Genomic DNA, 23,788 nt, shown 5'->3' with positions numbered 1-23,788 from the left:
GTGCGCAGGCTAGTGCGAACGACGGGTGGGGGCACCGTCGACGCAGACGACGCTCAGCTCGACCTCGTCGTCGTCGTCCGACTCGCTCTCCCCCGGCTCGCCCTCCGAGCCCTCACCACCGGCCCGCGCGAAGTGCACCTCGAGCCGGCCGCGCTCGACCTCGTCCTCGAAGCGCCAGCCGTCGCGGGCGGTGATCGACTCGCGCCGGATGCTCGAGCCGGTGCACGACGCGACGACGGTGCCGCCGATCGTCGTGAACGACGCGGTGCGGGTCTGGGCCGAGGGCGTCGACGGCGGGCGGGTCGTCCGCGTCGGGCCGGACGTGCGGGTCGGTGACGACGTGGGCCCCTCCGGCGACGCGGACGGATCCGGCGGCTCGGGGTCCTCCGACCCGTCGGGTGACGGCGACGCGGAACCGGCTGTGCGGGTGGGCCGCCCGGAGCCGGTGCCCGACGGCTCCGGCGCACTCGTGGCCATCGTGCGCAGCGCGGAGGCCTGGCCGACCTCGTCCCCCGCGCGCGAGACGACGGCGAACGTCACGCCCCCGACGACGAGGACGACGAGGAGCCAGCCCGTGACCATCGCCACCAGCTGGCGTCGTGTGGTGCCCACGCGCGTCACCCCGTCCCTGCTCTACCGTGCTCACTGTGGCACACGTGCTCGTCATCGAGGACGACCCCTCGATCCGCTCCTCGCTCCTCCGGTCGCTCACCGACCGCGGGCACGCCGTCTCGAGCTCCCGCACCGGGCTCGACGGCCTCCAGCAGGCCCTCGCCGAGGACTACGACGTCGTGCTGCTCGACCTCGGGCTGCCCGACCTCGACGGCCACAGCCTCCTGACGATGCTGCGCGCCGTCCGCCGCACCCCGGTCATCGTCGTCACCGCCCGCGACGACGACCCGTCCGTCGTGCGCGCCCTCGACGCCGGCGCCGACGACTACGTCGTCAAGCCGTTCGGGATGGACCAGCTCGACGCGCGGATGCGGGCCGTCCTGCGGCGCAGCGGGCCCGACGCCGGCGAGGCGGTCCTCGAGGTCGGCGGGCTGACCATCGACCCGGCCTCGCGCGAGGTGACCCTCGACGGCACGGCGCTCGAGCTGTCGCGGCGCGAGTTCGACCTCCTGCACTACCTCGCGCAGCACGCCGGCGAGGTCGTGAGCAAGCGCGACGTCCTCGCGGACGTCTGGAACCAGCCCTACGGCGGCGGCGAGCGCACCGTCGACGTGCACCTGTCGTGGCTGCGGCGCAAGCTCGGCGAGAGCGCGGCTCATCCCGGGTACCTCCACAGCGTGCGCGGCGTCGGCATCCGGCTCGCGCCGCCCGCGGACGCCGTGCCGGCCGACGAGGGCTGATGACCCGACGCATCGCGTGGCTCGTGGCCGCCACGACGTCGGCCGTCGTCGTGGCGTTCGTCGTGCCGCTGTGCTTCCTCGTGGCGAACATCGCCTCGGACCGTGCGACGACCCGGGCGCGCGAGCAGGCGCAGAGCGTCGCCCGGCTCGTCGCGACGCTGGCCGACCCGGCGACGCTCGAGCGCACCGTCGCCGACGTCTCGGCGCAGGGGCCGCGGGTCGTCGTCGTCGAGCCCGACGGGGCCCTCGTCGGCGAGAGCTCGCTGGCCCCCGGGACGACCCTGGCCTCGGTCGAGCGGGCGCGGCAGCAGAAGGCGGCCTTCACGGTCGCGCGCGACGGCGGGCTCGACGCCCTCGCCCCCGTCGCGACCGCCGGCGGGCTGGACGTCGTCGTCGCGAGCGTCACCGGCGACGAGCTGCGCGCCGGCGTGTCCGAGGCGTGGCTGACGATCGGCGCCCTCGGGGTCGCGCTCGTCGCCCTGTCGGTCGCGGCGGCCTGGAACCTCGGCCGCCGGGTCAGCGTGCCCGTCGTCGAGGTCGCCGAGGTCGCGCACCGGCTGCGCGAGGGCGACGCGAGCGCCCGCGCGGTGCCCGGCGGGCCGCCCGAGACCGCCGAGCTCGGTCGGGCGCTCAACGCGCTGGCCGACCGCATCCACGACCTCGTCGACGCCGAGCGCGAGGTCGTCGCCGACCTCGGTCACCGGCTGCGCACGCCGGTCACCGCGCTGCGGCTCGACACCGACCTCGTCTCCGACCCCGAGGTCGCCGAGCGCCTGCGCGAGCACGTCGCCCACCTGCAGCGCAGCATCGACGACGTCGTGCGCGAGGCGCGGCGCTCGGTGACCACCGAGCTCGACGCGAGGACCTCGCCGCACCCGGTCGTCGCCGCGCGGGTGGCGTTCTGGGAGCCGCTCGCCGAGGACCAGGACCGCCGGCTCGAGCTGGTCGGCACGTCGTCGGCGCCGCCGGTGCGGATGGCCGACGCCGACCTCGCCGAGCTCGTCGACACCTTGCTGGACAACGTCTTCGCGCACACCCCGGAGGGCAGCGACGTGCGGGTGTCGGTGACGCGCGAGGGCGCCGACCGGGTCGTCGTCACCGTCGAGGACGCCGGCCCGGGGATGCCGCTGCCGTGGCGCGGCCGGGGGCACAGCGAGGGCGGCTCGACCGGGCTCGGCCTGGCCATCGTGCACCGGCTCGCCGAGCAGGCCGGCGGCGCCGTCGACCTCGGGCGCTCCGCCCTCGGCGGCCTGCGCGTGACGGTGGCCCTGCCCACCGCCGAGCGCGCCTGACGCGCCCGTCCTCCCCGTCGGGGAGGACGCGGGCTCAGTCGTCGTGCTCGCCGCCGTGGTCCTCGTCGCCGTGGTCCTCGTCGTCGTGCTCGTCGTCGCCGTGGTCCTCGCCCTCGTCCTCGTCGCCGTCGTCGGCGGCCGTGGGGCCGGTCGTCGGCGCCTGGGTCGTCGCGGGGCGCCGGGTCGGGCCGGTCGTCGGGGCGCTCGTGCGCAGTGCGACGGTCCGGGCGGGGGCGGCCGCGGGGACGGCGGCGGGCAGGGTGACCGTCGGGCCGGGCACGTGCGTCACGCAGACGCCGTGCTCGAGCTTCGCGGGCTTGCGGCAGCCGGCGAGGTGCGTGACGGTCGGCGTGGGGACCGGCGCGGAGGACGGCGCGACCTTGACGGACGCGGCGACCTGGCCCGACGGCGCCGTGGCGGCGTACACGCCGACGGCGAGGAGCCCGCCGACGAGGGTGCCGGTGGCGATGGTGGTCGAGAGGGACACGAGGGGACCTCCGGGGCAGGGGTGCGGAGCGCAGCCGGTGCTGCGCCTCCATCGTCGCGCGGCCCGCGTCAAGCCCGGGTCGTCCGGGGGATAAGAGGGGGTTAAGGGAGGAGGCCGGGCATCGGCCGGTCGGCCACATGACCCTCCCTTAACACCGGGATGACCCCCGCTTGCGGCGGGCTGCGGGATCGTGGAGGCAGCGAGCACCCCTGCCCCTGCCGACGACCCCAGGAGACCCCGGTGAAACCCCTGCTCAGCCGTGGACAACGTGACCGGTCCCGCGCCCTCCTCACGCTCTTCAGCGGAGCGCTCGCGACGGCCGCGGTCGCGGCGACCGGCGCCGCGACGGCCGCCGTCGCCCGCGAGAGCGCCGCCACCGACGCGGTCAAGGCGCAGCACCAGGCCGAGGCCGACGCCAAGGCCGCGCAGGAGTACCACGACCAGCTGGTCGCCTGGGCCAAGGACCACCCGGTCGTCGTCCAGAAGCAGCGCAAGCACAAGACGGTCGTCGGGAAGAAGACCATCGTCCGGGCCGCGGCCACCGGCAGCGCCGGGGTCGGCGGCGGGTGGAGCGCCCCCTCGGGCGGCGGCTCCTCCTCCGGCGGTGGCGGCAGCTCCTCCGGCGGTGGCTCGTCGTCGGGCGGCGGCTCGTCCTCCGGTGGCGGTGGTGGCTCCTCCTCGGGCGGTGGGTCCTCCGCGCCCGCTCCCGCACCGGCTCCCCCCCCGCCCCCGCCCCCGCCGCCGAGCACCGGGTCGTGACCACGGTGGAGGCACCGGACGCCCTGCGGCTCCACCCGGAGCACGGGGCGGCCTCCTGGCGCGCCATCGGCACCTACGTCGACGTCCGCACGACGCCGGCCGCCCTCGAGGCGGTCGTCGAGCTCGTGGCCGGGGTCATCGACGAGGTCGACGAGACCTGCAGCCGCTTCCGGGCCGACAGCGACCTCTCGCTGGCCAACGCGAGCCCGGGCCGTCCGGTGCCCGCCTCCCCCGTGCTCCTCGGCGCCGTCCGCGTCGCCCTCGAGGCGGCTCGCGGCACCGACGGCCTCGTCGACCCGACGCTCGGCGAGGTGCTCGTCGGCGCCGGCTACGACCGCACGTTCGCGCTCGTCCCGGGCGAGGCCCCCGGGCCCGCCACCCTCCCGACGCGGCCCGGCTCGTGGCGCGACGTCGTCGTCGGCGAGACCACCCTCACCGTGCCCCCCGGCGCCTCGCTCGACCTCGGCGCCACCGGCAAGGCCTGGGCCGCCGACCTCGCCGCGCTCACCGTCGTCGACGAGCTCGAGGTGCCCGTGCTCGTGAGCGTCGGTGGCGACGTGCGCCTGCACTCCCCCGACCCGTCCACGATGCCCGCGCAGCCGATCCGCCTCGGGCACAACCTCGCCGACCTCGACGCCGGGGGCGACACCCTGACCGTCCACGTCGGCGCGGGGGGCGTCGCCACCTCGAGCGTCTCGGCCCGCTGCTGGCGCCGCGGCGGCCGGCAGTGGCACCACATCGTCGACCCGCGCACGGGCGCCCCCGCAGGCGGGCCGTGGCGCACCGTCACCGCCCTCGGGCACACCGCGTGCGCCGCGAACACCGCCTCGACCGCGTCCGTCGTCCTCGGGGACGACGCCGAGGCCTGGCTCACCGACCACGCGGTCGCCGCCCGGCTCGTCGCCCACGACGGCTCCGTCACCACCACGCCCGCCTGGCGGGCCGCCCACCTGGAGGACCCCCGATGACCTCGCCGCTGCTCTGGTACCTCAACCGCGGGACCGGGATCGTGCTCGTCGTCGTCTTCACCCTGACCGTCCTGCTCGGCGTGCTCGCGACCGGCCGCGGGGTCTCGCGCTGGTGGCCGCGCTTCGTGACCCAGGGGCTGCACCGCGGGCTCGCCGCCGTCTCCGTCCTGCTGCTCCTCGCGCACGCCGTCGTCGCGGTCGTCGACGAGTTCGTCGACATCCGGTGGTGGCAGGCGGTCGTGCCCTTCGGCGCGACCTACGAGCCGCTCTGGCTCGGCCTCGGCACCCTCGCGCTCGACCTCACGGTCGTCGTCGTCGCCACCTCGCTGGCCCGCTCCCGCCTGCCGCACCGCCTCTGGTTCGTCCTCCACCTCACGACGTACCTCGCGTGGGTGGCCGGCGTCGCGCACGGCCTGGGCATCGGCACCGACGCCCGGGTCGGGTGGTCGCTCGTCATCACCACGGCCTGCGTCGGGGTCGTCGTCCTCGCCGGCCTCGGGCGGGTCGTCGCGGTCCTCCGAGCCCGCCGTCGGACCTCCCGCGAGCGTCGCGTGGTCGCCGCACCGACCCGCACCCTCACGGTCGACGGGGGCCGGCGATGACCATCCGCCCCCCGGCCCGCGTCCACGTCCGGCCCGGCCCGCTCCTGCTCTCGGGGGTCGACGACGGCCTCTCGCTGCGGGCCCACCGCGCCCGCTTCGGCGACCTGCCGCGTCACGACCTCGACGCCCTCGTCCGGCTCGCCGAGTCGGGGTCGGTGCGCGGTCGCGGCGGCGCCGGCTTCCCCCTGTCCCGCAAGCTGCGCACCGTCGCCGACGGCCGCGGGCTGCGTCCGTCCCGGCGCCCGGTCGTCGTCGTCAACGCGGCCGAGGGCGAGCCCGCGAGCGCCAAGGACGAGGCGCTGCTCGGCATCGCGCCGCACCTCGTCCTCGACGGCGCCGAGCTCGCCGCCCGCGCGCTCGGGGCCCGCCGGGTCCACGTCGTCACCTCCGAGGACCGGCCGCTCATCGGGCGGGCCGTGCTCGACGCCGTCGCGGAGCGCGGCGACTCCCGGGTCACCTGGACGACGCACGTCGCCGAGGGACGCTTCGTGGCCGGCCAGGCCCGGGCCGTCCTCGAGCTGATGGCCGGCCGCCCCGGGCTGCCGGTCACCGCGTGGGCGCCCGAGGCCGTCGACGGCCACAAGGGCCGCCCGACCCTCCTGTCGAACGCCGAGTCGTGGGCCCACCTCGCCGCCGCAGCGCTCGTCGGGCCGCAGCGCTACGCCGCGCTCGGCACCGCGGACGAGCCCGGCACGACGCTGCTGACGCTCACCCGCCCGGCCGACCACCGCGGACGCATCGACGTCGCGACGGTCGTCGAGGTCGAGCACGGGGCCCGCGCCGCCCGCGCCCTCGACGCCGCCGCCCTCGCGGCGCCGCTGCTCGTCGGCGGCTTCCACGGCGCGTGGCTGCACCCCCGCGACCTGCCCTCGCTCACGTGGTCGCAGGCCCACCTGCGCTCGCTCGGGGCGAGCCTCGGCGCCGGGGCGGTCGTCTCGCTCGGCGACGGCTCGTGCCCGGTCGCCCGGACCGCGCAGTGGACGACCTACCTCGCCGACGAGACCGCGGGCCGCTGCGGCCCCTGCCGCAACGGGCTGCCGGCCCTCGCCGAGGAGGTGCGCGGCCTCGCCGAGGGCGCCGACACCCGGCGCCGGGTGCAGGAGCTGACCGGCCTCGTGACCGGCCGCGGCGCGTGCGCCCACCCGGACGGCACCTCGCGGCTGGTCCGCAGCCTGCTCACCACGCTCGCCGACCACGTCGACGAGCACCTGGCCGGCGGCTGCGGCTGCGCGGCGCACGTCCCGGTGAGGGTCGCGTGAGCGCGGGGACGCCGGCGGCGCGCCACGAGCTGCGCGTCGACTGGCCGGACTGCCGGGCCCGGGGCCTGTGCGCCGAGCTGCTGCCCGAGCGCATCGCCCTCGACGAGTGGGGCTACCCGGTCCTCCTCGGTCCGGTGCCCGCCGACGAGCTGACGCTCGCCCGCGAGGCCGTGACGGCCTGCCCGCGCCGGGCGCTGCACCTCGTCCCTCGCAGGCCCTGAGCGCGGCCCACCCTCACCAGGGCAGGGCGACGTCGAGGTCGCGCGGGTCGTCCGCCGGCACCCAGCCACGGCCCGGCTCCTCGACGTAGGCGACGCCCGGGCCCTCCGCGGCCAGCGACGCGACGGCGGCGAGCAGCCGCTCGACGTGCTCGTCGGTCGTCGCGAGGCCGGCGCTCGCCCGCACCGCCGTCACGGCCCCGACCCCGTCCCGGGTCAGCAGCGTGTCGACGAGCCGGTGCGCGCAGAACTTGCCCGCCCGCACCCCGATGCCGTGCTCGGCGCTGAGGGCCGCGGCGACGAGGTGGCTGTCGAGCCCGTCGACGGTGAAGGCCACGACCGGGACCCGCGGGTGCTCCGGACCGAAGAGCGAGTGCACGCGCACGCCGGGGATGCCCGCGAGGCCCTCGAGCAGCCGGTGCCCGAGCCGCGCCTCGTGCGCCTCGACGGCCGCCCGGTGGGTGCGGACGGCGGCGCACGCGGCGGCGAGCGCCACCGCCCCGAGGACGTTCGGGCTGCCACCCTCGTGGCGGGCGGCCCCCGTCGCCCACGTCACCGCCTCCGCCGAGACCGCCGCGCTGGCCCCTCCACCAGCGAGGTGGGGCTCGGCGGCGTCCAGCCAGTCGGCCCGGCCGACGAGCACGCCCGCGCCGTACGGGGCGTGCAGCTTGTGCCCCGAGAACACGACCCAGTCCGCGCCGAGCGCGGCGAGGTCGACCGGCCGGTGGGCGACGAGCTGGGCGGCGTCGACGAGGACGCGCGCGCCGTGCCGCCGCGCGACGGCGACGACGCGCTCGAGCGGCCAGAGCTCGCCGGTGACGTTCGAGGCGCCGGTGACGACGACGAGCGGCGCGGGCCCGTCGGCCAGCCCGGCGAGCGTCGACTCCAGGCGGCCGAGGGCCTCCTCGGGCGAGGCGGGCACCGGCAGGCGGTGCGTGTCGGCGGCCGGCCACGGCAGGAGCGACGCGTGGTGCTCGGTGTCGAACACGACGACCGGCGTCCCCGCGGGCAGCGCGCGGGCCAGGAGGTTGGTCGCCTCGGTCGTCGTGCGCACGAAGACGACGAGGTCGTCGGCGCGCGCCCCGACGAAGCGCGCGACCTCCTCGCGGGCCGCCTCGTAGTGGGCGCTGGTGACCCGCGAGAGCCATCCGGTGCCGCGGTGGACCGAGCTGTAGCCGCGGGTGGCCGTCACGACCGCGCGGGCCACGGACTCCAGCGCGGGCGTCGAGGCGGCGTGGTCGAGCTGGGCGTACTCGACGAGCGCGCCGGAGACGACGGGCACGGGGTCGGGCGTCACCACCGCGGGCAGGCGGCGGGCCGGGCGCGCGGGGCCGGCATGGACCGCGGCGACGGGGGTGGTGAGGTGCGTGGCGGTGTGGTGCGTGGACATCGGGGCCTCCTGGAGGGCCTCGTGGACCCTCGGGGACGGCCCCGGGACCCGCGCTTGCCGACGCCACGGCGGCGCCGACCAGGTCGTCACCCGGGGCACCCCACCGCGGAGGAGGGTTGCCGGCCAGCGAGCCGGGGCTTGTCACTGGCACTCATGACCTACGCCGACGAGTGTGACAAGGCCGCGCGGGCCCCGTCATCCGGGGTCCACGACGTGGGACGGCGCCCGCCGCCCCGCCCGCTCCCCCGGCCTCAGGCGTCGTCGGCGGCGTGCACGCGAGCGCCGTCGACGAAGGTCTGCAGCACGCGCGTCGCGCCGATCTCCTCGGGCGGCCCGGCGAACGGGTCGCGGTCGAGGACGACGAGGTCGGCCAGCGCCCCCTCCCGGATGCTGCCCGTGCCCTCGTGGCGGTTCACGAACGCCGAGCCGGCGGTGTAGGCGGTGAGCGCGGTCGCGAGGTCGAGCCGCTGCTCGGGGAGGAACACCGGGTGCTCGGGCTCCCCCTCGCGGTGCGCCTCGGGGATCTGCCGTGTCACCGCGACGTGGACGGCCGCGAGCGGGTCGGCCGTCGAGACCGCCCAGTCCGAGCCCATCGCCAGCGTCGCGCCGGAGCGGTGCAGGTCGCCGAAGGGGTACTGCCACGACGTGCGCGGCTCGCCGAGGAACGGGATGGTCAGCTCGACCATCTGCGCCTCGAGCGCGGCCCAGAACGCCTGGAGGTTGGCGACGACGCCGAGCTCGCGGAAGCGGTGGACGTCGTCGGGGTGGATGACCTGCACGTGCGCGATGTGGTGGCGCGCGTCGCGGCGGCCGTTGGCGGCGACCGCCCCCTCGACGGCGTCGAGGCACTCGCGCACGGCGCGGTCGCCGATGGCGTGGAAGTGCAGCTGGAAGCCCGCGGCGTCGAGCTGCACGGCGGCCGGCATCAGGGTCTCGACGGGGACGAACGAGATGCCCGAGTTGTCGGTGTACCGGCCGTGGCCGTCGCAGTACGGGTCGAGCATCGCCGCGGTGAAGTTCTCGGGCACGCCGTCCTGCATGATCTTCACGCTCGTCGCACGGAACCGGCTGGTGGACAGGGCATCCCGCCGCTCGATGATGTCGGGTACCTGCTCCAGACCGGAGTTGCGGTCCCACCAGAGCGCGCCGACGACGCGTCCGGTCAGCCGCCCGGACGCGTCCGCCGCCCGGTACGCCCGCGCCGGGTTCCCGCCGTCGCCGTAGTCGCCGATGATCGCGTCCTGCCACGCCGTCACGCCGAGCGCGTGGAGGTGCGCCTGGGCGCGCAGCAGCCCCTCGAGGCGCTGCTCGTCGGTCGTCTCCGGGGCGATGCTCCCGACGAGGGCCATCGCGCCCTCGTGGAGCGTGCCCGAGGGGTTGCCGTCGGCGTCGCGCTCGATGCGCCCGTCGCGCGGGTCCGGGGTGTCGCGGTCGATGCCCGCCCGGCGCAGCGCCTCGGACGACACCCACGCGCCGTGCCCGTCGCGGTTGGGCAGGAAGGCCGGCCGACCGCCCACGACGGCGTCGATGGCCGCGGCCGTCGGCGTCCCGCCGGGGAAGGCGGCCATCGACCAGCCGGCGCCGAGCACCCACTCCTCGTCCGGGTTCTCGCGGACGTACCGCCCGATCCGCTCGAGGTAGGCGTCGGCGCCCGAGAGCTCGGTGAGGTCGCAGCGCAGCATGTCGACGCCCGCCCACACCGGGTGCACGTGCGCGTCCTGGAACCCGGGCAGGAGCATCCGCCCGCGCAGGTCGACGTGCTCGGTGCGCGACGTCGCGAGGTCGAGGACCTCGTCGTGCCCGACGGCGACGACCCTCCCCCCGTCGACGGCGACGGCGGTCGGGCGCGAGCGCACCGCCCGCGACGTGAAGACCGGTCCGCCGGAGAAGACCATGTCGACCACGGTCATCCACCTCCCATGGTGCGTGCGATGTCGGTGGCCGAGTCGCCCGAGCGCCGGAGCACCCACGCGACGAGACCGAGGGCGAGCAGGGTGAGGACGAGCATCACCGTCGAGACGGCGGCGATCTCGGGGCGCAGGCCGGAGCGCAGCGCCGAGAGGACGTAGACCGGCCACGGGGTCGTGCCCGAGACCTGGACGAACGCCGAGACGATCGTGTTGTCGAGGCTCAGCGTGAAGGAGAGCAGCGAGCCCGCGAGGACGGCGGGCATCGCGAGCGGGACGGTGACCCGCCGGAAGGTCCGGCCCGGCGGTGCGTACAGGTCCCCCGATGCCTCCTCGAGCGACTCGTCGAGGCCGACCAGCCGGGCGCGGACGATGTACGCGACGACCGCGGTCGAGAAGAGCGAGTGCCCGACGACGAGCCGGACGATGCCGCCGTTGAAGACCGTGAGGCCGGCGTCCGAGCCGAGGTAGACCAGCCACGGCAGGAGCGAGACGGCGTCGACGATCTCGGGCGTCACCGACACGAGGAGCAGGAGGCCGATGAACCACCACGTCCACCGGCCCGGCCGGCGCGCGAGGGCCACCCCGGCCATCGTGCCGAGCAACGTCGCGAGGAGCGCGGACAGCACGGCGACCTGGAGCGACACGACGACGGCGCTGCGGACTGCGGGCCGCTCGACGAGCGCGCGGAAGGAGCCGAACCCGAAGTGGTCCCAGGCGATGAGCAGCCGGCCCTCGTTGAACGAGTAGACGACGACCACGACGATCGGCGCGAAGAGGAAGAGCAGGACGAGGACCCCGACGGCGGTCAGGGCGCGGTCGGTCCACGAGCGCGGACGCGGCGCGGGCGGCGGCGGCCCGTCGGGGCTCATGCCACCTCCTCGAGGACGAGCCGGTGCCGGGCGCGCAGCGGCAGCCCGACGAGCCACACGAGGCCCGCGATGACCGCGACCGTCAGGCTGATGACGAGGACGAGCACGACGGCCATCGCCGACCCGAGCGCCCAGTTCTGCGCGGTCTGGAACTGGCTGGCCACGAGCTGCCCGACCATGTTGCCCTTCGCGCCGCCGAGCACCGTGGCCGTCACGTAGTCGCCCATGAGCGGGATGAACACGAGCACGGTGCCGGCGATGATCCCGGGGCGGGCGAGCGGCAGCGTGACCCGGGTGAAGGTCCGCCACCGGGTGGCCCCGAGGTCCTTGCTCGCCTCGCGCAGCGACCCGCCGACGCGGTCGAAGGCGACGAACAGCGGCAGGATCATCAGCGGCAGGTAGTTGTAGACGACGCCGATGAGCACGGCGGTGCGCGTGTAGAGGACCTCGAGCGGGCCGGCGGTCAGGTGCAGCGTCTGCAGCAGCTCCGAGAGCCAGCCCTGCGGGGCGAGGATGACCTGCCAGCCGATCGTGCGGACGAGGAAGTTGGTCCAGTACGGGACCATGACGAGCGCGATGAGCAGCCCGCGGCGGCTCGGGGGCGCCTTGACCGCCATCCAGTAGGCAGCCGGCATCCCGATGACCAGGCACAGCAGGGTGCCCGCGACGCCGACCCAGAGCGTGTTCTGGAACGTCGCGAAGAAGGTGGGAGACAGGGCCTCCCGGTAGCGGTCGAGCGAGAGCACGTCGTTGGCGTGGGTGCCGAACAGCCCCGGCTTGTAGCCGAAGCTGAACCACACGACGGTGCCGATCGGCACGACGAAGAACAGGACGAGCCAGAGCCCCGCCGGCAGCGCCAGGGTGAAGCGCGGGGCGCGCAGACGACGGGTCGTGGGCGTCGGCGGCGGCGCGGCGAGGGCGCCGTCAGGCACCGGCCGCCGCCTTGGCCTTGTTCCAGATGTCGACCGTCCGCTGCTGGGCCTCGTTGACCTCGCCGGTCTTCATCGTCGCGATCTGCTCGGGCGTGAAGAACACCATGTCGAGCATGTCCAGGCCGGCCTGCTTCGCCGCGTCCTCGATGTCCTTGGCGCCCGTGTGGTACCCGATGTAGTCGACGTTCTTCAGCTGGTTCTCGGGGGTCAGCACGTAGTCGATGAACGCGTGCGCCGCCTCGGGGTGGGGCGCGCCGGCCGCGATGGCCCAGTTGTCCATCCACAGCTCGGTCGTCGGCGAGCCGAGCACCCACTGCCACTTCTCGGGGTCCTTGCTGTTCTGGATGCCGATGCGCGCGTCGCCGTTCCAGCACTGCATGAGCCACTGGGTGCCCTGCGGGATGGCCTGCCCGCCGGGGTAGGAGTCGAAGGCCGCGACGTGCGGGGCGAGGGTGCCGACGACGAACTTCTCGGCCGCGTCGATCTGCGCCGAGTCGGTGGTGTTCCAGTCGATCCCGTTGGCCCAGTAGTAGATCCCCGTGATCTCGGCCGGGTCGTCGAGGAGCGACACCTTGCCGCTGGCCTCCTTGGCGGCGCAGTCGGCGAAGTCGGTCCAGGTCTTCAGCTCGCGGGTGATCTTCGTGCGGTCGTAGACGAAGCCGGTCGTGCCCCACGCCTTGCAGATCGAGTAGTTGTTCGCCGGGTCCCACGCCTGCCCGAGGAACTGCGGGTCCATGTGCCGGAGGTTGGGCACGAGCTCCTTGTTGATGGGGGCGAGGAGGCCGTTCTGCACCATCTGCGGGATGAACGCGCCGGTCGGGACGACGATGTCGTAGCCGCCGGTGCCCTTGCCCGCGACGAGCTTGGAGATCAGCTCCTCGTTGGACCCGAACGAGTCGGTCGTGATCGTCGGGCCCTCGGCCTTCGTGAAGGCCTCGAGCACCTCGGGCGCGTCGTAGTCGCCCCACGAGTACATCGAGATCGAGCCCTCGAGCGCGCCGCCGGTCGCGACCTGGCTCGGCGGCGCGGCCGTCGGCACCGACGTGGAGTTGCCCCCGCCACCGGTGCCGCCGCCTCCCCCACCGCACGCGGAGAGCAGCCCGGCTCCCCCGGCGGCCGCGAGGCCGAGCAGCCCGCGACGGGTCAGCTCGCGGCGGATGCGGGGCACCGCCGAGGTGTGGGCGAGGATGCGCAGGGGCTGCTCGGGACGGCTCATCGTGGGTCTCCTCGTGGACGGGGTCAGCCGGCGTGCTCGTCGGGCACGGAGGTCGGGGGCGGCGCCGAGTGCTCGCCGTCGTGGGGGAAGAGGTGGACGTCGTCGGCCTCCCAGCGGCACCACGCGGTGTCGCCGACGGAAAGGCGCGGGGCCGCGGGGGTCGGGACGCGCGCGAGCACGGTGTGGCCGTGGCCGGCGTCGACGAGGAACTGCCGCGTCTCGCCCTGGTGCGCGACGCCGATCACGGTGCCGCGCAACCGGTTCTCGCTCGTGCCGCTCGGCTCGTCGGCGCCCAGGCGGACGAGCTCGGGGCGCACGGCGACTCGCACGCGCTCCCCCGGGCGGACGCCGGCCGCGCGGGTGGAGCGCACCGGGCCGAGGTCGGTCTCGACCCCGCCGGTGTCGGTGACCCGGCCGTCGAGGAAGTTCTGCTGCCCGACGAAGCCCGCGACGTAGGCCGACACGGGCGTCGAGTAGATGGCGTCGGCGTCGCCCAGCTGCTCGACACGCCCCTCGCGCATGATCGCGATGCGGTCGCTCATCGAGAGCGCCTCGCCCTGGTCGTGGGTGACGAAGACGAAGCTGATGCCGAGCCGCGACTGGAGCAGCTTGAGCTCGACCTGCATCTCCTCGCGCAGCTGGCGGTCCAGCGCCCCGAGCGGCTCGTCGAGCAGGAGGACGCTCGGCCGGTTGACGAGGGCGCGGGCGAGCGCGACCCGCTGCTGCTGGCCGCCGGAGAGCTGCGACGGACGGCGGTTGGCGTAGCCGCGCATCTGCACCATGTCGAGCGCCTCGGCGACCTGGGTGCGGATCTCGGCCTTGGGCGTGCGCTTCTGCTCCAGGCCGTAGGCGACGTTCTCGGCGACCGACATGTGCGGGAAGAGCGCGTACGCCTGGAAGACGGTGTTGACCTGGCGCCGGTGCGGCGGCACCCCGAGGACGCTGCGGCCGTCGACGAGGATGTCGCCGGTGTCCGGGTGCTCGAAGCCGGCGATCATCCGCAACGTCGTCGTCTTGCCGCAGCCGGACGGGCCGAGCAGCGAGAGGAACTCGCCGCGCCGCACCGTGAGGGTCAGGTCGTCGACCGCGGCGACGTCACCGTAGAGCTTGCTGACCCGGGTGAGCACGACGGCGTCGGCCGACTCCGCGCTCGTCGGGGGTGCTGCCGTCGTCGCCGGTGTCGTCACGTGTCGTCGCTCCTCGCGCGGGTTCCGGCGATTCAACCGGACCCGACGCCGGTTCGCAACGGTTGCGCGTGACGATCGTGTTTCGTTCCGTCGAGCCGGCGCCGTGGCGCCACGGATTCCGTAGCGCCACGGCGGCCGGGCCGCCCGGGGTCAGGCGGGGACGACGTTGACGAGCTTCGGGGCGCGGACGATGACCGTCCGCACGCCGTTCTCGAGGCTCGCCTGCACCTTGGGCCTCGCGAGGGCGAGCTCGCGCAGGGCGTCCTCGGTGATGTCGCTCGGCACCTCGAGGCGGTCCTTGACCTTGCCGCGGACCTGGACGACGCAGGTCACGGTGTCGTCCACGAGCAGCGCGGGGTCGGCGACCGGGAACGCCTCGTGCGTCAGGGACTCGGTGTGCCCCAGCCGCATCCACAGCTCCTCGGCGAGGTGCGGGGCCATCGGCGCGACCATGAGCACGAGGGCCTCGGCGGCCGCGCGCGGCACACCGCCCTCGAGCTTGGTCAGCGCGTTGTTCAGCTCGGTCAGCCGCGCGATGGCCGTGTTGAAGCCGAGCGAGGCGTAGTCGGTGCGGACGGCGTCGATGGTCCGGTGCAGGACGCGGTTGGTCGCGTCGTCCGGGGCGGCGTCGGTGACGACGACCTCACCGGTCTCCTCGTCGACCACGTTGCGCCACAGCCGCTGGAGGAAGCGCTGGCTGCCGACGACGGCCCGGGTGTCCCACGGCTTGCTCTGCTCGAGCGGACCGAGGCCCATCTCGTACAGGCGGAAGGTGTCGGCCCCGTACATCTCGTACATCTCGTCCGGGCTGACCATGTTCTTGAGCGACTTGCCGATCTTCCCGAACTCGCGGGTGACCGGCTCGCCGTTCCAGGTGAAGGTGCCGTCGGGACCCTCGACGACCTCCTTGGCCTCGACCGGCTGGTCGCGCGCGTCGCGGTAGGCCGGGGCCTGGATGTAGCCCTGCGCGAAGTACGTCCGGAAGGGCTCGCTCGAGCGCAGGTGGCCGAGGTCGTGGAGGACCTTGTGCCAGAAGCGCGCGTAGAGCAGGTGCAGCACCGCGTGCTCGACGCCGCCGACGTAGAGGTCGACGCCGCCGGGGTCGCGCGTGCCTGCCGGTGCGCCGGCGACGGGGGTCTCGCGCGGGCCCATCCAGTAGTCCTCGTTCGCCGGGTCGACGAGGGCGTCGCCGTTGGCCGGGTCGAGGTAGCGCAGGTAGTACCAGCAGGAGCCGGCCCACTGCGGCATGACGTTGGTGTCGCGGCGGAAGCGGCGGGCACCGCGGCCGTCGTCGAGGTCGAGCTCGACCTCGACCCAGTCCGTGTCGCGCGCCAGCGGCGGCTCGGGCTCGCTGGCGGCGTCCTCGGGGTCGTAGACCTTGGGCGAGTAGTCCGGCACGTCCGGCAGCTCGACGGGCAGCTGGTCGGTGGGCACGCCGTACGCGATGCCGTCCTCGTCGAAGAGCACGGGGAAGGGCTCGCCCCAGTAGCGCTGGCGCGCGAAGAGCCAGTCGCGCAGCTTGTAGGTGACGGCGCCGCGGCCGTACCCCTTCTCCTCGAGCCAGGCGGTCATCCGCTCCTTGGCGTCGGCGACACCGAGGCCGTCGAGGCTGATCTCGTCGTTGGCCGAGTTGATCGCCGGGCCGTCGCCGGTGAACGCGGTCGACTCGTCGTGGTCGGCGCCCGGCTGCACGGTGCGGACGATCGGCAGCTCGTAGGTCGTCGCGAAGTCCCAGTCGCGCTCGTCCTGCGCGGGGACGGCCATGATCGCGCCGGTGCCGTAGCCCATGAGGACGTAGTCGGCGACGAACACCGGCACGCGGGCGCCGTTGACCGGGTTGGTCGCGTACCCGCCGGTGAAGACGCCGGTCTTGGTCTTGCCCTCGGCCTGGCGCTCGAGGTCGGTCTTCGCGCCGGCCTCGGCGCGGTAGGCGGCGACCGCCTCGGCGGGCGTGGCGTGACCGCCGGTCCAGGCGTCGCGGGTGCCCTCGGGCCAGCCGTCGGCCGGGACGAGGGTGTCGACGAGCGGGTGCTCGGGCGCGAGCACCATGAAGGTCGCGCCGAAGAGGGTGTCGGGGCGGGTCGTGAAGACCTCGATGCCCAGCGCGTCCGGCGCGGCGTCGAGCAGGAACGTCACGTGGGCGCCCTGGCTGCGGCCGATCCAGTTGCGCTGCATCGTCTTGACCTTCTCGGGCCACTCGACGCCGTCGAGGTCGTCCGCGAGCCGGTCGGCGTACTCGGTGATCCGCATGACCCACTGGCGCAGCTGGCGCTTGAAGACCGGGTAGTTGCCGCGGTCGGAGCGGCCCTCGTTCGTGACCTCCTCGTTGGCCAGCACCGTGCCGAGGCCGGGGCACCAGTTGACGGTGGCCTCGACCGACTGCACGAGGCGCTGGGCGTCGAGCAGGTCGGCCCGCTCGGTGTGCGAGAGGTCGTCCCACCCGCGGCCGTCGTCGGCGGGCAGCGGGCGGGTGCCGTCGCGGTACTCGGCGACGAGCTCCTCGATGGGGCGGGCGCGGCCGGTGCCGCCGTCCTCGCGAGGGGCGTCGTGGTCGTACCAGGAGTTGAAGATCTGCAGGAAGATCCACTGCGTCCAGCGGTAGTAGTCCGGGTCGATCGTCCGGATGGCGCGGCGGTCGTCGTGGCCGAGGCCCAGGCGGCGCAGCTGGCGCGCCATGATGGCGATGTTCTCCTCGGTCGTCTTGCGGGGGTGCTGCCCCGTCTGGACCGCGTACTGCTCGGCGGGCAGACCGAAGGCGTCGTAGCCGAGGCAGTGCAGGACGTTCTTGCCGAGCATCCTGTTGTAGCGGGCGAAGACGTCGGTGGCGATGTAGCCGAGCGGGTGGCCGACGTGCAGCCCCGCGCCGCTCGGGTAGGGGAACATGTCGAGGACGAGGAGGTGCCCGCCCTCGTAGCCGGCGACGGCCTCGGGCTCGGCCCACGGGCCGGCGGGGTTGGGGGCGTGGAAGGTGCCACGCTCGGCCCAGCGGTCCTGCCAGGCGACCTCGATGCGGCCGGCCAGCTCGGCGGTGTAGCGGTACGGGGTGTCGCTCATCTCGTCCTCGTCGTCGTCGTGTCCTGCAGCCATGAAAAAACCCCTCGCACAGGAGGGGTCGCCGCGCGGGCCGGGTGGGCCGCGCGGCTACGGAAGGAGCAGGAGCCTCGGCACGCGCTCAGGGTACCGCAGGGCGCCCGGGCGTCGCCGGGACGCCCGGGCGTCAGTGCATCGCGTGGACGACGGCGTGGCCGCGGCCCCGGCTCATGAGCCACCGGTTGACGGGGACCGTGACGACGAACGCGAGCGCCAGCGACCCGGCGAGCGAGGCCCGGAAGAGGACGGTGCCGAGACCGGCGTCCATCGCCCCGGGGACGAGGACCATCGCCGAGTTGTCGATGACCTCCATGACGAGGATCGAGACGGTGTCGGCGGCGAAGGCCACCCCGAGGGCGGCGCCGAGCGCGAGACCGGCCCGGCGGACCGAGCCGACGGTCAGGGCGTAGCCGGCGGCGAAGGCGAGCACGACCGAGAGGAGGACCACCGCGTCCGTGCCGAGCCCGAGCGCCGTGCCGATGACCATCCCGGCGACCTCCCCGATGGCGCAGCCGGTGAGGCAGTGCAGCGTCGCGGCGGAGGCCTCGCGCCAGCTCGTGGGGCCGTGGTGGGCGTGGGGGTGGGCGCTCATGGTCGCGACGACCAGATACCCCCGGTGGGTATTCCTACGCGAGCAGCCCGGCGACGATGAGGGCCTGCGCCGCGTGGTAGGTGACGATGACCGCGAGGCGCGCCCGGGGTCGGGGGGCGACGAAGCGGTCGAGCGCGAGGAGGGTGTCGCTGACGACGAACAGGGTGACCCCAGCGGCGACGAGCGGGTGGCCGGTCGCCCAGCCGGTGACGGCCATCGCGGCGATGACGAGCATGTAGACGGCCACGGCGGAGCCGAGGGGTGCTCCCCCGTCCCGGGCAGCAGCGGGCAGGATGCGCCGCCCCGCAGCGAGCGCGACGAGCACGGTGGCGGCGCCGACGGCCGCGAGCGCCGGATGGTCGAGCCCGTCGCGGACGAACGCGACGACGTACGCGAGGTGCCCGACGAGGAAGGCGGCGAGGCCGGCGACGAAGCGCGGCTCGGAGTCACCGAGGAGGAAGACGTCGCCGACGCCGCCGAGGACCAGGGCGGCGACGAGGGCCGGGCCGGCGGGGTGGTCGAGCGCGCCGGCCGCGAGGGCGACGGCGAGCAGGTCGACCATGACGGCCGGCTTCGCCCACCGCTCGACGCCGGGGCGCCGGGTGCCGACCGCCCACCAGTCGGCGAGCGCGAGCGCGGCGGTGAGAACGGCGGCGACGACGAGCACGGCCGCATCCTGCCAGCGCCGAGGACGCGCGGGGTCCTGCCTCCCCCGACACACCCCTCCCCCAGCCTCCACAACCCCCGGGAGGTTTACCTGCCACCCCGAGAGCGATTCCTCCCACCCCGGAGGTTTACCTCCCACCCCGGGAGGAATCCCTGCCGCGCCGCGAGGTTTACCTCCCACGCCGCAAGCGACTCATCCCACCGCGCACCGTTTCCCTCCCACGGCGCGAGGTATCCGTCGTCGGCGGGCAGGAGTGGTTGCAGGGTGGGAGGTAAACCTCCCCGGGTGCGTGGAGGCTGGGAGAGCACACATTCCGCCGGCGGGCGGGGGCCTGTGGATGACGCCGGCGACGACCGGCGCGACAGGAGCAGGATCTCCTCCACCCCCCACCGATCGGAGGCACCCGATGGACGAGCCACCCGCCACCCACGGCGACGCCGCCCCGCGGCGGCTCTCGTGGACGAGCCGTCGGGGCATCCCGCCCGAGGACGCCGCGGAGCACTCCCCCTGGCTGCGTCTGCACGAGCACCTCGCCGTCCGGCACGGGGTGCGGGCCGACGGGCCGCGACGCTGGGAGCGACCCGATGCGGACGACCCGCTCCACCTGCCCGCCCTCCTGCGCCAGGCCGGCCGGCAGCTGGACCGCGACCTCGCCCGCCTCCTCGACGAGCTCGCCCCAGGCCTGACCCCCGACGGCCTCGACGTCCTGCGCCGGGTCGCGGTCAAGCCCTCCGACGGGGTCAACGTCGCCGAGTACCTCGGCCGCTCCGAGAGCAGCGCCGGACGCATCCTCGGCGTTCTCGCGGCCCGAGGACTCGTCGTCCGCGAGCCCGGTTGGCGTGACTTCCGCACCCGGCGCACGCTCGTCACCGACGAAGGGCGGGACCTGCTGGCCCGGGTCGAGGAGCCCGTTGCACGGCTCCTGGGCGACGCGCTGCTCGGTCTCGAGGACGACGAGTGCCACCACCTGCGCGTGCTCCTGCGCGAGCTCGCCGACCGCCCGGTCAAGCGCCCCACCCGGGCCAGGCGCCGCACCCCGCGGACCCCGCCCGCGGCGGGCGCGGCGCCCGCGACGGACGCGGCGGGCGCCGCCTGAGGGCCAGCACCCTCAGCGCAGCTCGAGCACCCCGTCCTCGAGCCGCCCGGCGCGGGTCGTCGCCACGTCGTACACGTAGCTCTGCACCACCCGCCACGGCCGGCGCGAGCCCTGCCGCGGCAGCAGGTGCGCCCCGCGCTGCACGTAGCCGGAGGTCAGGTCCAGCAGCGGGCGGTCCTGCCCGCCGGAGCCGTCCCACCGCGGCACCGCCACCGTCCGGCCGCGCGCCTCCAAGCGCCCGAGCAGCCGGCACACCCATCGCGCCGTGAGGTCGGCGCGCAGCGTCCAGCTGGCGTTCGTGTAGCCGACCGACAGGAACAGGTTGGGCACCTCCGACAGCATGCAGCCCTTGTAGACGTGCCGCCCCGGCACGTCGACGACCGCCCCGTCGACGACCAGCTCCGCTCCCCCGCCGATCTCCAGGCGCAGCCCGGTCGCCGTGACGACGACGTCGGCCGGCAGCACCCGCCCGTCGCCGGTGCGCACACCCTCGGGCACGAACGCGTCGACCGTCGAGGTGACGACCTCGGCGCGCTCCCCCGACAGCGCGTCGAGGAGGTCGCCGTCGGGCGCCACGCAGACGCGCTGGTCCCACGGGTCGTAGCGCGGCGAGAAGTGCGTGTCGAGGTCGTAGCCCGCGGGCAGCCGCTCCTCCAGCCGCTTGCGCAGCACCTTCCGTCCGGCCGCGGGCCAGCGACGCAGCGCCTGGTAGCTGAGGGTCGCGAGCGCGACGTTCTTGCCCCGCACGAGGTGGTGCGCCGCCCGCGCCGGCAGCACCTGTCGAGCCACGTCGGCCACGGCGTCGGCGCCGGGCAGCGCGGCCACGTAGCTCGGGCTGCGCTGGAGCATCGTCACGTGCGCGGCGCCCTGGTCGACCAGTGCCGGCACGAGCGTGATGGCCGTCGCGCCGCTGCCGACGACGACGAAGCGCCGGCCCGCGACGGGCATCCCCTCCGGCCAGTGCTGCGGGTGCACCACCTCGCCGCCGAAGCTCTCCTGCCCGGGGAAGTCGACGACGTGCCCGGAGTCGTACGCGTAGTAGCCGGTCGCCAGGTACACGAAGCGCGCCCGGTGCTCGAGCACCTCACCGTCACCCGTCCGCGCCGTCACCGTCCAGCGGCCATCGTCCGAGGACCACGCCAGCCGGGTCACCCGCTGCCCGAGGTGCGTCCGCTCCGTCACGCCGTACTCGTCGGCCGTCGCGCGGAGGTACTCGAGGATCTCCGCGGCCGGCGCGATCGAGGTGCGCCCGCGCCACGGCCGGAACGGGAACCCGAGCGTGTACATGTCCGAGTCCGAGCGGATGCCGGGGTAGCGGAACAGGTCCCACGTGCCGCCGGTCGCCGCGCGCGCCTCGAGCACCGCCCACGACAGCTCCGGCCGCTCGGTCGCCAGCCGGCACGCGGCGTCGATGCCGGAGATGCCGGCCCCGACGACGAGGACGTCGACGTCGAGCGGGGGTGGGCGCATCGGGTCGCGGGTCACCGGCTCAGGCTAGGCCGCCCACCCCGCGCAGGGCGTCGAGGGTTGCGGTGCACCGCGGGGCGGGGTCAGGACCGCGTGCGACGATGAAAGGCATGACCACCCTCTCCGACTTCACCGCCACCACGCTCACCGGCGAGGAGCGCCCGCTGTCGACCTACGCCGGCGACGTCGTCCTCGTCGTCAACACCGCGAGCAAGTGCGGCTTCACCCCGCAGTACGCCGGCCTCGAAAACCTGTACGAGGAGCTCAAGGACGACGGCTTCGTCGTGCTCGGCTTCCCCTGCAACCAGTTCGGGTCGCAGGAGCCGGGGACCGAGGACGAGATCGGCGAGTTCTGCCAGATGAACTACGGCGTCTCCTTCCCGATGTTCGGCAAGGTCGACGTCAACGGCGACGACGCGCACCCGCTCTTCGAGTGGCTGAAGTCCGAGAAGAAGGGCCTGCTCGGCGGCCGCATCAAGTGGAACTTCACGAAGTTCCTCGTCGCCCGCGACGGCACCGTGCTCCAGCGCTACGCCCCGAACACCGAGCCGGCCGCCCTCACCGACGACGTTCGCGCCGCCCTCGCCGCCCCCGCCCCGGCGTCCCCGGACGGCGCATGAGCGTCCTCGCGGCGCTCGTCCCGGTCGTCGTCCTCGGCGGCTTCCTCGCCTTCGTCTGGCACCGCCTGGCCGTCGCCCCACGCTGGGGACGGCGCTGGGTGCCGTGGCTCGTCGCGCTCGTCCTCGCGGCGCTCGTCGCGGCCGTGCTCGAGCAGTTCGACGTCTGGGGCGGCGCGTGGAGCGCCGCGACGATGCGACCGGTCGCCTGGACCGGCGCCGCGTTCCTCGCGACGTGCCTCTACCTCTTCCTCGGGCTCGTGCCGGTGGCCCTCGTCAGCGGCGCGATCTGGCTGCTGCGGTGGCGCCACGACCACGGCCGGGACGCCCGTCGCCGGTTCAACCGGGTCGCCGCGCCCCTGGTCGCCGCCCTCGCGGTCGGCCTGACCGGCTACGGCGCGTGGGAGGCCTCGCGCCCCTCGGCGACGCCCTTCGAGGTCGCCTCGGCCGAGCTGCCCGCGCAGTTCGACGGCACGCGCGTCGCCCTGCTGACGGACCTGCACGCCGGCGCCGTGCGCAGCGCGGGCTTCACCCGCAAGGTCGTCGACCTCGTCAACGCCCAGCGCCCCGACGTCGTCGTCATCGCCGGTGACCTCGTCGACGGCACCGCCGCCCGCTACCGCCAGGAGATCGCGCCGCTGGCCGACCTCGAGGCGCCGCTCGGCGTGTACGTCACCACCGGCAACCACGAGATGTACCGCGACACCGCCAACTGGGTCGACGAGTTCCGCCGGCTCGGCCTGACCGTGCTCGCCAACGAGCACACGACCCTCGAGCGCGACGGGGCGTCCATCGCGCTCGCCGGCGTCCACGACTACTCCGGCACCGGGCCGTTCACGCCCGACCCGGACGCCGCCCTCACCGGCGTCGATGCCGCGGGCTTCACGCTCTACGCCGCGCACCAGCCGCGGCAGGCGTTCTCCGTCGAGGGCCGCGGCGTCGACCTCCAGATGTCCGGGCACACCCACGGCGGGCAGCTCTGGCCCATCCGCTACCTCGTGCCCGTGCAGCAGCCGATGGTCGACGGCGAGGCGACGATCGCCGGCACGCGGGTCATCACCTCGCGCGGCGCCGGCGCCTGGGGGCCGGCCGTCCGGGTGCTCGCACCGCCGGAGGTCCCGGTCATCACGCTGAGGCGCTCGTGACCGACGCGGGCACGGTCGTCGGCGACGACGGGCTCGCGCGCCCCGTGTGGGCCGCGAGCGACCCGCTCCTGCAGCACTACTACGACACCGAGTGGGGCATGCCGGTGCGCGACGAGCGGGGGCTCTTCGAGCGCCTGTCGCTCGAGGCGTTCCAGTCCGGCCTGTCGTGGGCGACCATCCTGCGCAAGCGGCCGGCCTTCCGGGCGGCCTTCGACGGCTTCGACCCCGAGGTCGTCGCGCGCTACGGCGACGACGACGTCGCCCGGCTGATGGCCGACGCCGGCATCGTCCGCAACCGCGCCAAGGTGCTCGCGACCATCACCAACGCCCGGGCGACGCTCGACCTGCGCGAGGACCCCGACGGCGACCTCGCCCGCTTCGTCTGGTCCTTCCGGCCGGACGACACCCCGCGCCCGCACACGCTCGCCGAGGTGCCGACGAGCTCCGCGGAGTCCCTCGCCCTCTCGAAGGCGTTGAAGCGCAAGGGGTTCGTCTTCGTCGGCCCGACGACGATGTACGCGCTGATGGAGGCCGTCGGCATCGTCGACACCCACCTGCTGGGCAGCCACCGCCGCGGCACGAGCGGCGTCTGGCCCGACTGAGCCCGACGCCCCCACCACGCACCGCGGCCCGGCCCTCCGAACAGGAGGACCGGGCCGCGGCGTTCGTGCGG

The 23,788-nt window shown here is 75.0% G+C and carries 23 protein-coding genes and 1 riboswitch; of the genes, 11 read left to right on the top strand and 12 right to left on the bottom strand.

What is annotated here, in order from left to right:
• Positions 1–9: 9 nt before the first annotated feature.
• Positions 10–612, bottom strand: a complete 603-nt coding sequence (locus tag HL663_RS10715; RefSeq protein ID WP_173028366.1) for a hypothetical protein — start codon at positions 610–612, stop codon at positions 10–12.
• Positions 613–647: 35 nt separating this feature from the next.
• On the opposite strand from HL663_RS10715, the gene HL663_RS10710 reads away from it, so the two are divergent.
• Together HL663_RS10710 and HL663_RS10705 are read left to right on the top strand one after the other, a co-directional pair.
• Positions 648–1,352, top strand: a complete 705-nt coding sequence (locus HL663_RS10710; RefSeq protein WP_173028365.1) for a response regulator transcription factor — start codon at positions 648–650, stop codon at positions 1,350–1,352.
• Positions 1,352–2,644, top strand: a complete 1,293-nt coding sequence (locus HL663_RS10705) for a sensor histidine kinase (RefSeq protein WP_173028364.1) — start codon at positions 1,352–1,354, stop codon at positions 2,642–2,644. Before HL663_RS10710 ends, HL663_RS10705 begins: the two co-directional genes overlap by 1 nt.
• Positions 2,645–2,678: 34 nt before the next feature.
• Here HL663_RS10705 and HL663_RS10700 read toward each other — a convergent pair whose 3' ends face one another.
• Positions 2,679–3,131, bottom strand: coding sequence for a hypothetical protein (locus HL663_RS10700; RefSeq protein ID WP_173028363.1), 453 nt, complete (start codon positions 3,129–3,131; stop codon positions 2,679–2,681).
• Positions 3,132–3,371: 240 nt separating this feature from the next.
• On the opposite strand from HL663_RS10700, the gene HL663_RS19140 reads away from it, so the two are divergent.
• Genes HL663_RS19140 through HL663_RS10675 form a run of 5 tightly spaced genes read left to right on the top strand, consistent with a single transcriptional unit; the run spans position 3,372 to position 6,940 of the window.
• Positions 3,372–3,890, top strand: a complete 519-nt coding sequence (locus tag HL663_RS19140; protein ID WP_216842547.1) for a hypothetical protein — start codon at positions 3,372–3,374, stop codon at positions 3,888–3,890.
• The gene (locus HL663_RS10690; RefSeq protein WP_216842546.1) at positions 3,887–4,858 is read left to right on the top strand and encodes an FAD:protein FMN transferase; all 972 of its coding nucleotides are present in this window, start codon (positions 3,887–3,889) and stop codon (positions 4,856–4,858) included. Before HL663_RS19140 ends, HL663_RS10690 begins: the two co-directional genes overlap by 4 nt.
• Positions 4,855–5,460 carry a ferric reductase-like transmembrane domain-containing protein gene (locus HL663_RS10685; protein ID WP_173028362.1) on the top strand — a complete coding sequence of 202 codons (606 nt, stop codon included), beginning with the start codon at positions 4,855–4,857 and terminating at the stop codon, positions 5,458–5,460. Before HL663_RS10690 ends, HL663_RS10685 begins: the two co-directional genes overlap by 4 nt.
• Positions 5,457–6,719, top strand: coding sequence for an NADH-ubiquinone oxidoreductase-F iron-sulfur binding region domain-containing protein (locus HL663_RS10680; protein ID WP_173028361.1), 1,263 nt, complete (start codon positions 5,457–5,459; stop codon positions 6,717–6,719). Before HL663_RS10685 ends, HL663_RS10680 begins: the two co-directional genes overlap by 4 nt.
• Positions 6,716–6,940 (top strand): ferredoxin, encoded by a 225-nt coding sequence (locus HL663_RS10675; protein ID WP_216842545.1) that lies wholly within the window; start codon positions 6,716–6,718, stop codon positions 6,938–6,940. Before HL663_RS10680 ends, HL663_RS10675 begins: the two co-directional genes overlap by 4 nt.
• 13 nt (positions 6,941–6,953) lie before the next feature.
• Here HL663_RS10675 and HL663_RS10670 read toward each other — a convergent pair whose 3' ends face one another.
• The 9 genes from HL663_RS10670 to HL663_RS10630 all read right to left on the bottom strand — a co-directional run bounded on the left by HL663_RS10670 (position 6,954) and on the right by HL663_RS10630 (position 18,790).
• Positions 6,954–8,327, bottom strand: a complete 1,374-nt coding sequence (locus tag HL663_RS10670; RefSeq protein WP_173028360.1) for an aminotransferase class V-fold PLP-dependent enzyme — start codon at positions 8,325–8,327, stop codon at positions 6,954–6,956.
• A gap of 45 nt (positions 8,328–8,372) precedes the next feature.
• A riboswitch (SAM riboswitch) is annotated at positions 8,373–8,486 on the bottom strand.
• 92 nt (positions 8,487–8,578) lie between these two features.
• The gene (locus tag HL663_RS10665) at positions 8,579–10,237 is read right to left on the bottom strand and encodes an amidohydrolase (protein ID WP_173028359.1); all 1,659 of its coding nucleotides are present in this window, start codon (positions 10,235–10,237) and stop codon (positions 8,579–8,581) included.
• Complete coding sequence (locus HL663_RS10660) at positions 10,234–11,106, bottom strand: ABC transporter permease (RefSeq protein WP_173028358.1); 873 nt, start codon at positions 11,104–11,106, stop codon at positions 10,234–10,236. Before HL663_RS10660 ends, HL663_RS10665 begins: the two co-directional genes overlap by 4 nt.
• Positions 11,103–12,038 carry an ABC transporter permease gene (locus HL663_RS10655; protein ID WP_286175554.1) on the bottom strand — a complete coding sequence of 312 codons (936 nt, stop codon included), beginning with the start codon at positions 12,036–12,038 and terminating at the stop codon, positions 11,103–11,105. Before HL663_RS10655 ends, HL663_RS10660 begins: the two co-directional genes overlap by 4 nt.
• Positions 12,031–13,254, bottom strand: coding sequence for a polyamine ABC transporter substrate-binding protein (locus HL663_RS10650; RefSeq protein ID WP_173028357.1), 1,224 nt, complete (start codon positions 13,252–13,254; stop codon positions 12,031–12,033). Before HL663_RS10650 ends, HL663_RS10655 begins: the two co-directional genes overlap by 8 nt.
• A gap of 23 nt (positions 13,255–13,277) precedes the next feature.
• Entirely contained in the window at positions 13,278–14,441 is a 1,164-nt protein-coding gene (locus HL663_RS10645; protein WP_173028356.1) for an ABC transporter ATP-binding protein, read from the bottom strand.
• A 150-nt stretch (positions 14,442–14,591) separates the two neighbouring features.
• Complete coding sequence (gene leuS / locus HL663_RS10640; protein WP_173030122.1) at positions 14,592–17,495, bottom strand: leucine--tRNA ligase; 2,904 nt, start codon at positions 17,493–17,495, stop codon at positions 14,592–14,594.
• 163 nt (positions 17,496–17,658) lie between these two features.
• A complete protein-coding gene (locus HL663_RS10635; protein WP_173028355.1) occupies positions 17,659–18,123 on the bottom strand; it encodes a DUF4396 domain-containing protein in 465 nt (154 codons plus the stop codon).
• 34 nt (positions 18,124–18,157) lie between these two features.
• A complete protein-coding gene (locus HL663_RS10630) occupies positions 18,158–18,790 on the bottom strand; it encodes a lysoplasmalogenase (RefSeq protein ID WP_173028354.1) in 633 nt (210 codons plus the stop codon).
• A 406-nt stretch (positions 18,791–19,196) separates the two neighbouring features.
• On the opposite strand from HL663_RS10630, the gene HL663_RS10625 reads away from it, so the two are divergent.
• Positions 19,197–19,886, top strand: a complete 690-nt coding sequence (locus HL663_RS10625; protein WP_173028353.1) for a MarR family winged helix-turn-helix transcriptional regulator — start codon at positions 19,197–19,199, stop codon at positions 19,884–19,886.
• Between the two features lie 12 nt (positions 19,887–19,898).
• On the opposite strand, the gene HL663_RS10620 is transcribed toward HL663_RS10625, so the two are convergent.
• Positions 19,899–21,371, bottom strand: a complete 1,473-nt coding sequence (locus tag HL663_RS10620) for a flavin-containing monooxygenase (RefSeq protein WP_286175552.1) — start codon at positions 21,369–21,371, stop codon at positions 19,899–19,901.
• Between the two features lie 92 nt (positions 21,372–21,463).
• Between HL663_RS10620 and HL663_RS10615 the strand changes: the two genes are divergently transcribed.
• Genes HL663_RS10615 through HL663_RS10605 form a run of 3 tightly spaced genes read left to right on the top strand, consistent with a single transcriptional unit; the run spans position 21,464 to position 23,717 of the window.
• A complete protein-coding gene (locus HL663_RS10615) occupies positions 21,464–21,973 on the top strand; it encodes a glutathione peroxidase (RefSeq protein WP_173028352.1) in 510 nt (169 codons plus the stop codon).
• Positions 21,970–23,115 (top strand): metallophosphoesterase, encoded by a 1,146-nt coding sequence (locus tag HL663_RS10610; RefSeq protein WP_173028351.1) that lies wholly within the window; start codon positions 21,970–21,972, stop codon positions 23,113–23,115. The genes HL663_RS10615 and HL663_RS10610 overlap by 4 nt, the downstream gene beginning before the upstream one ends.
• On the top strand, positions 23,112–23,717 hold the full coding sequence (locus HL663_RS10605; protein ID WP_173028350.1) for a DNA-3-methyladenine glycosylase I: 606 nt from the start codon (positions 23,112–23,114) through the stop codon (positions 23,715–23,717). The genes HL663_RS10610 and HL663_RS10605 overlap by 4 nt, the downstream gene beginning before the upstream one ends.
• Positions 23,718–23,788: the final 71 nt, after the last annotated feature.

Origin of the sequence: Arthrobacter sp. NEB 688 (assembly GCF_013201035.1) — a bacterium.
Lineage (GTDB): Bacteria > Actinomycetota > Actinomycetes > Actinomycetales > Dermatophilaceae > Phycicoccus.
The sequence above is the reverse complement of the archived record's forward strand: the minus strand, read 5'-3'. Positions and strand labels throughout refer to the sequence as shown.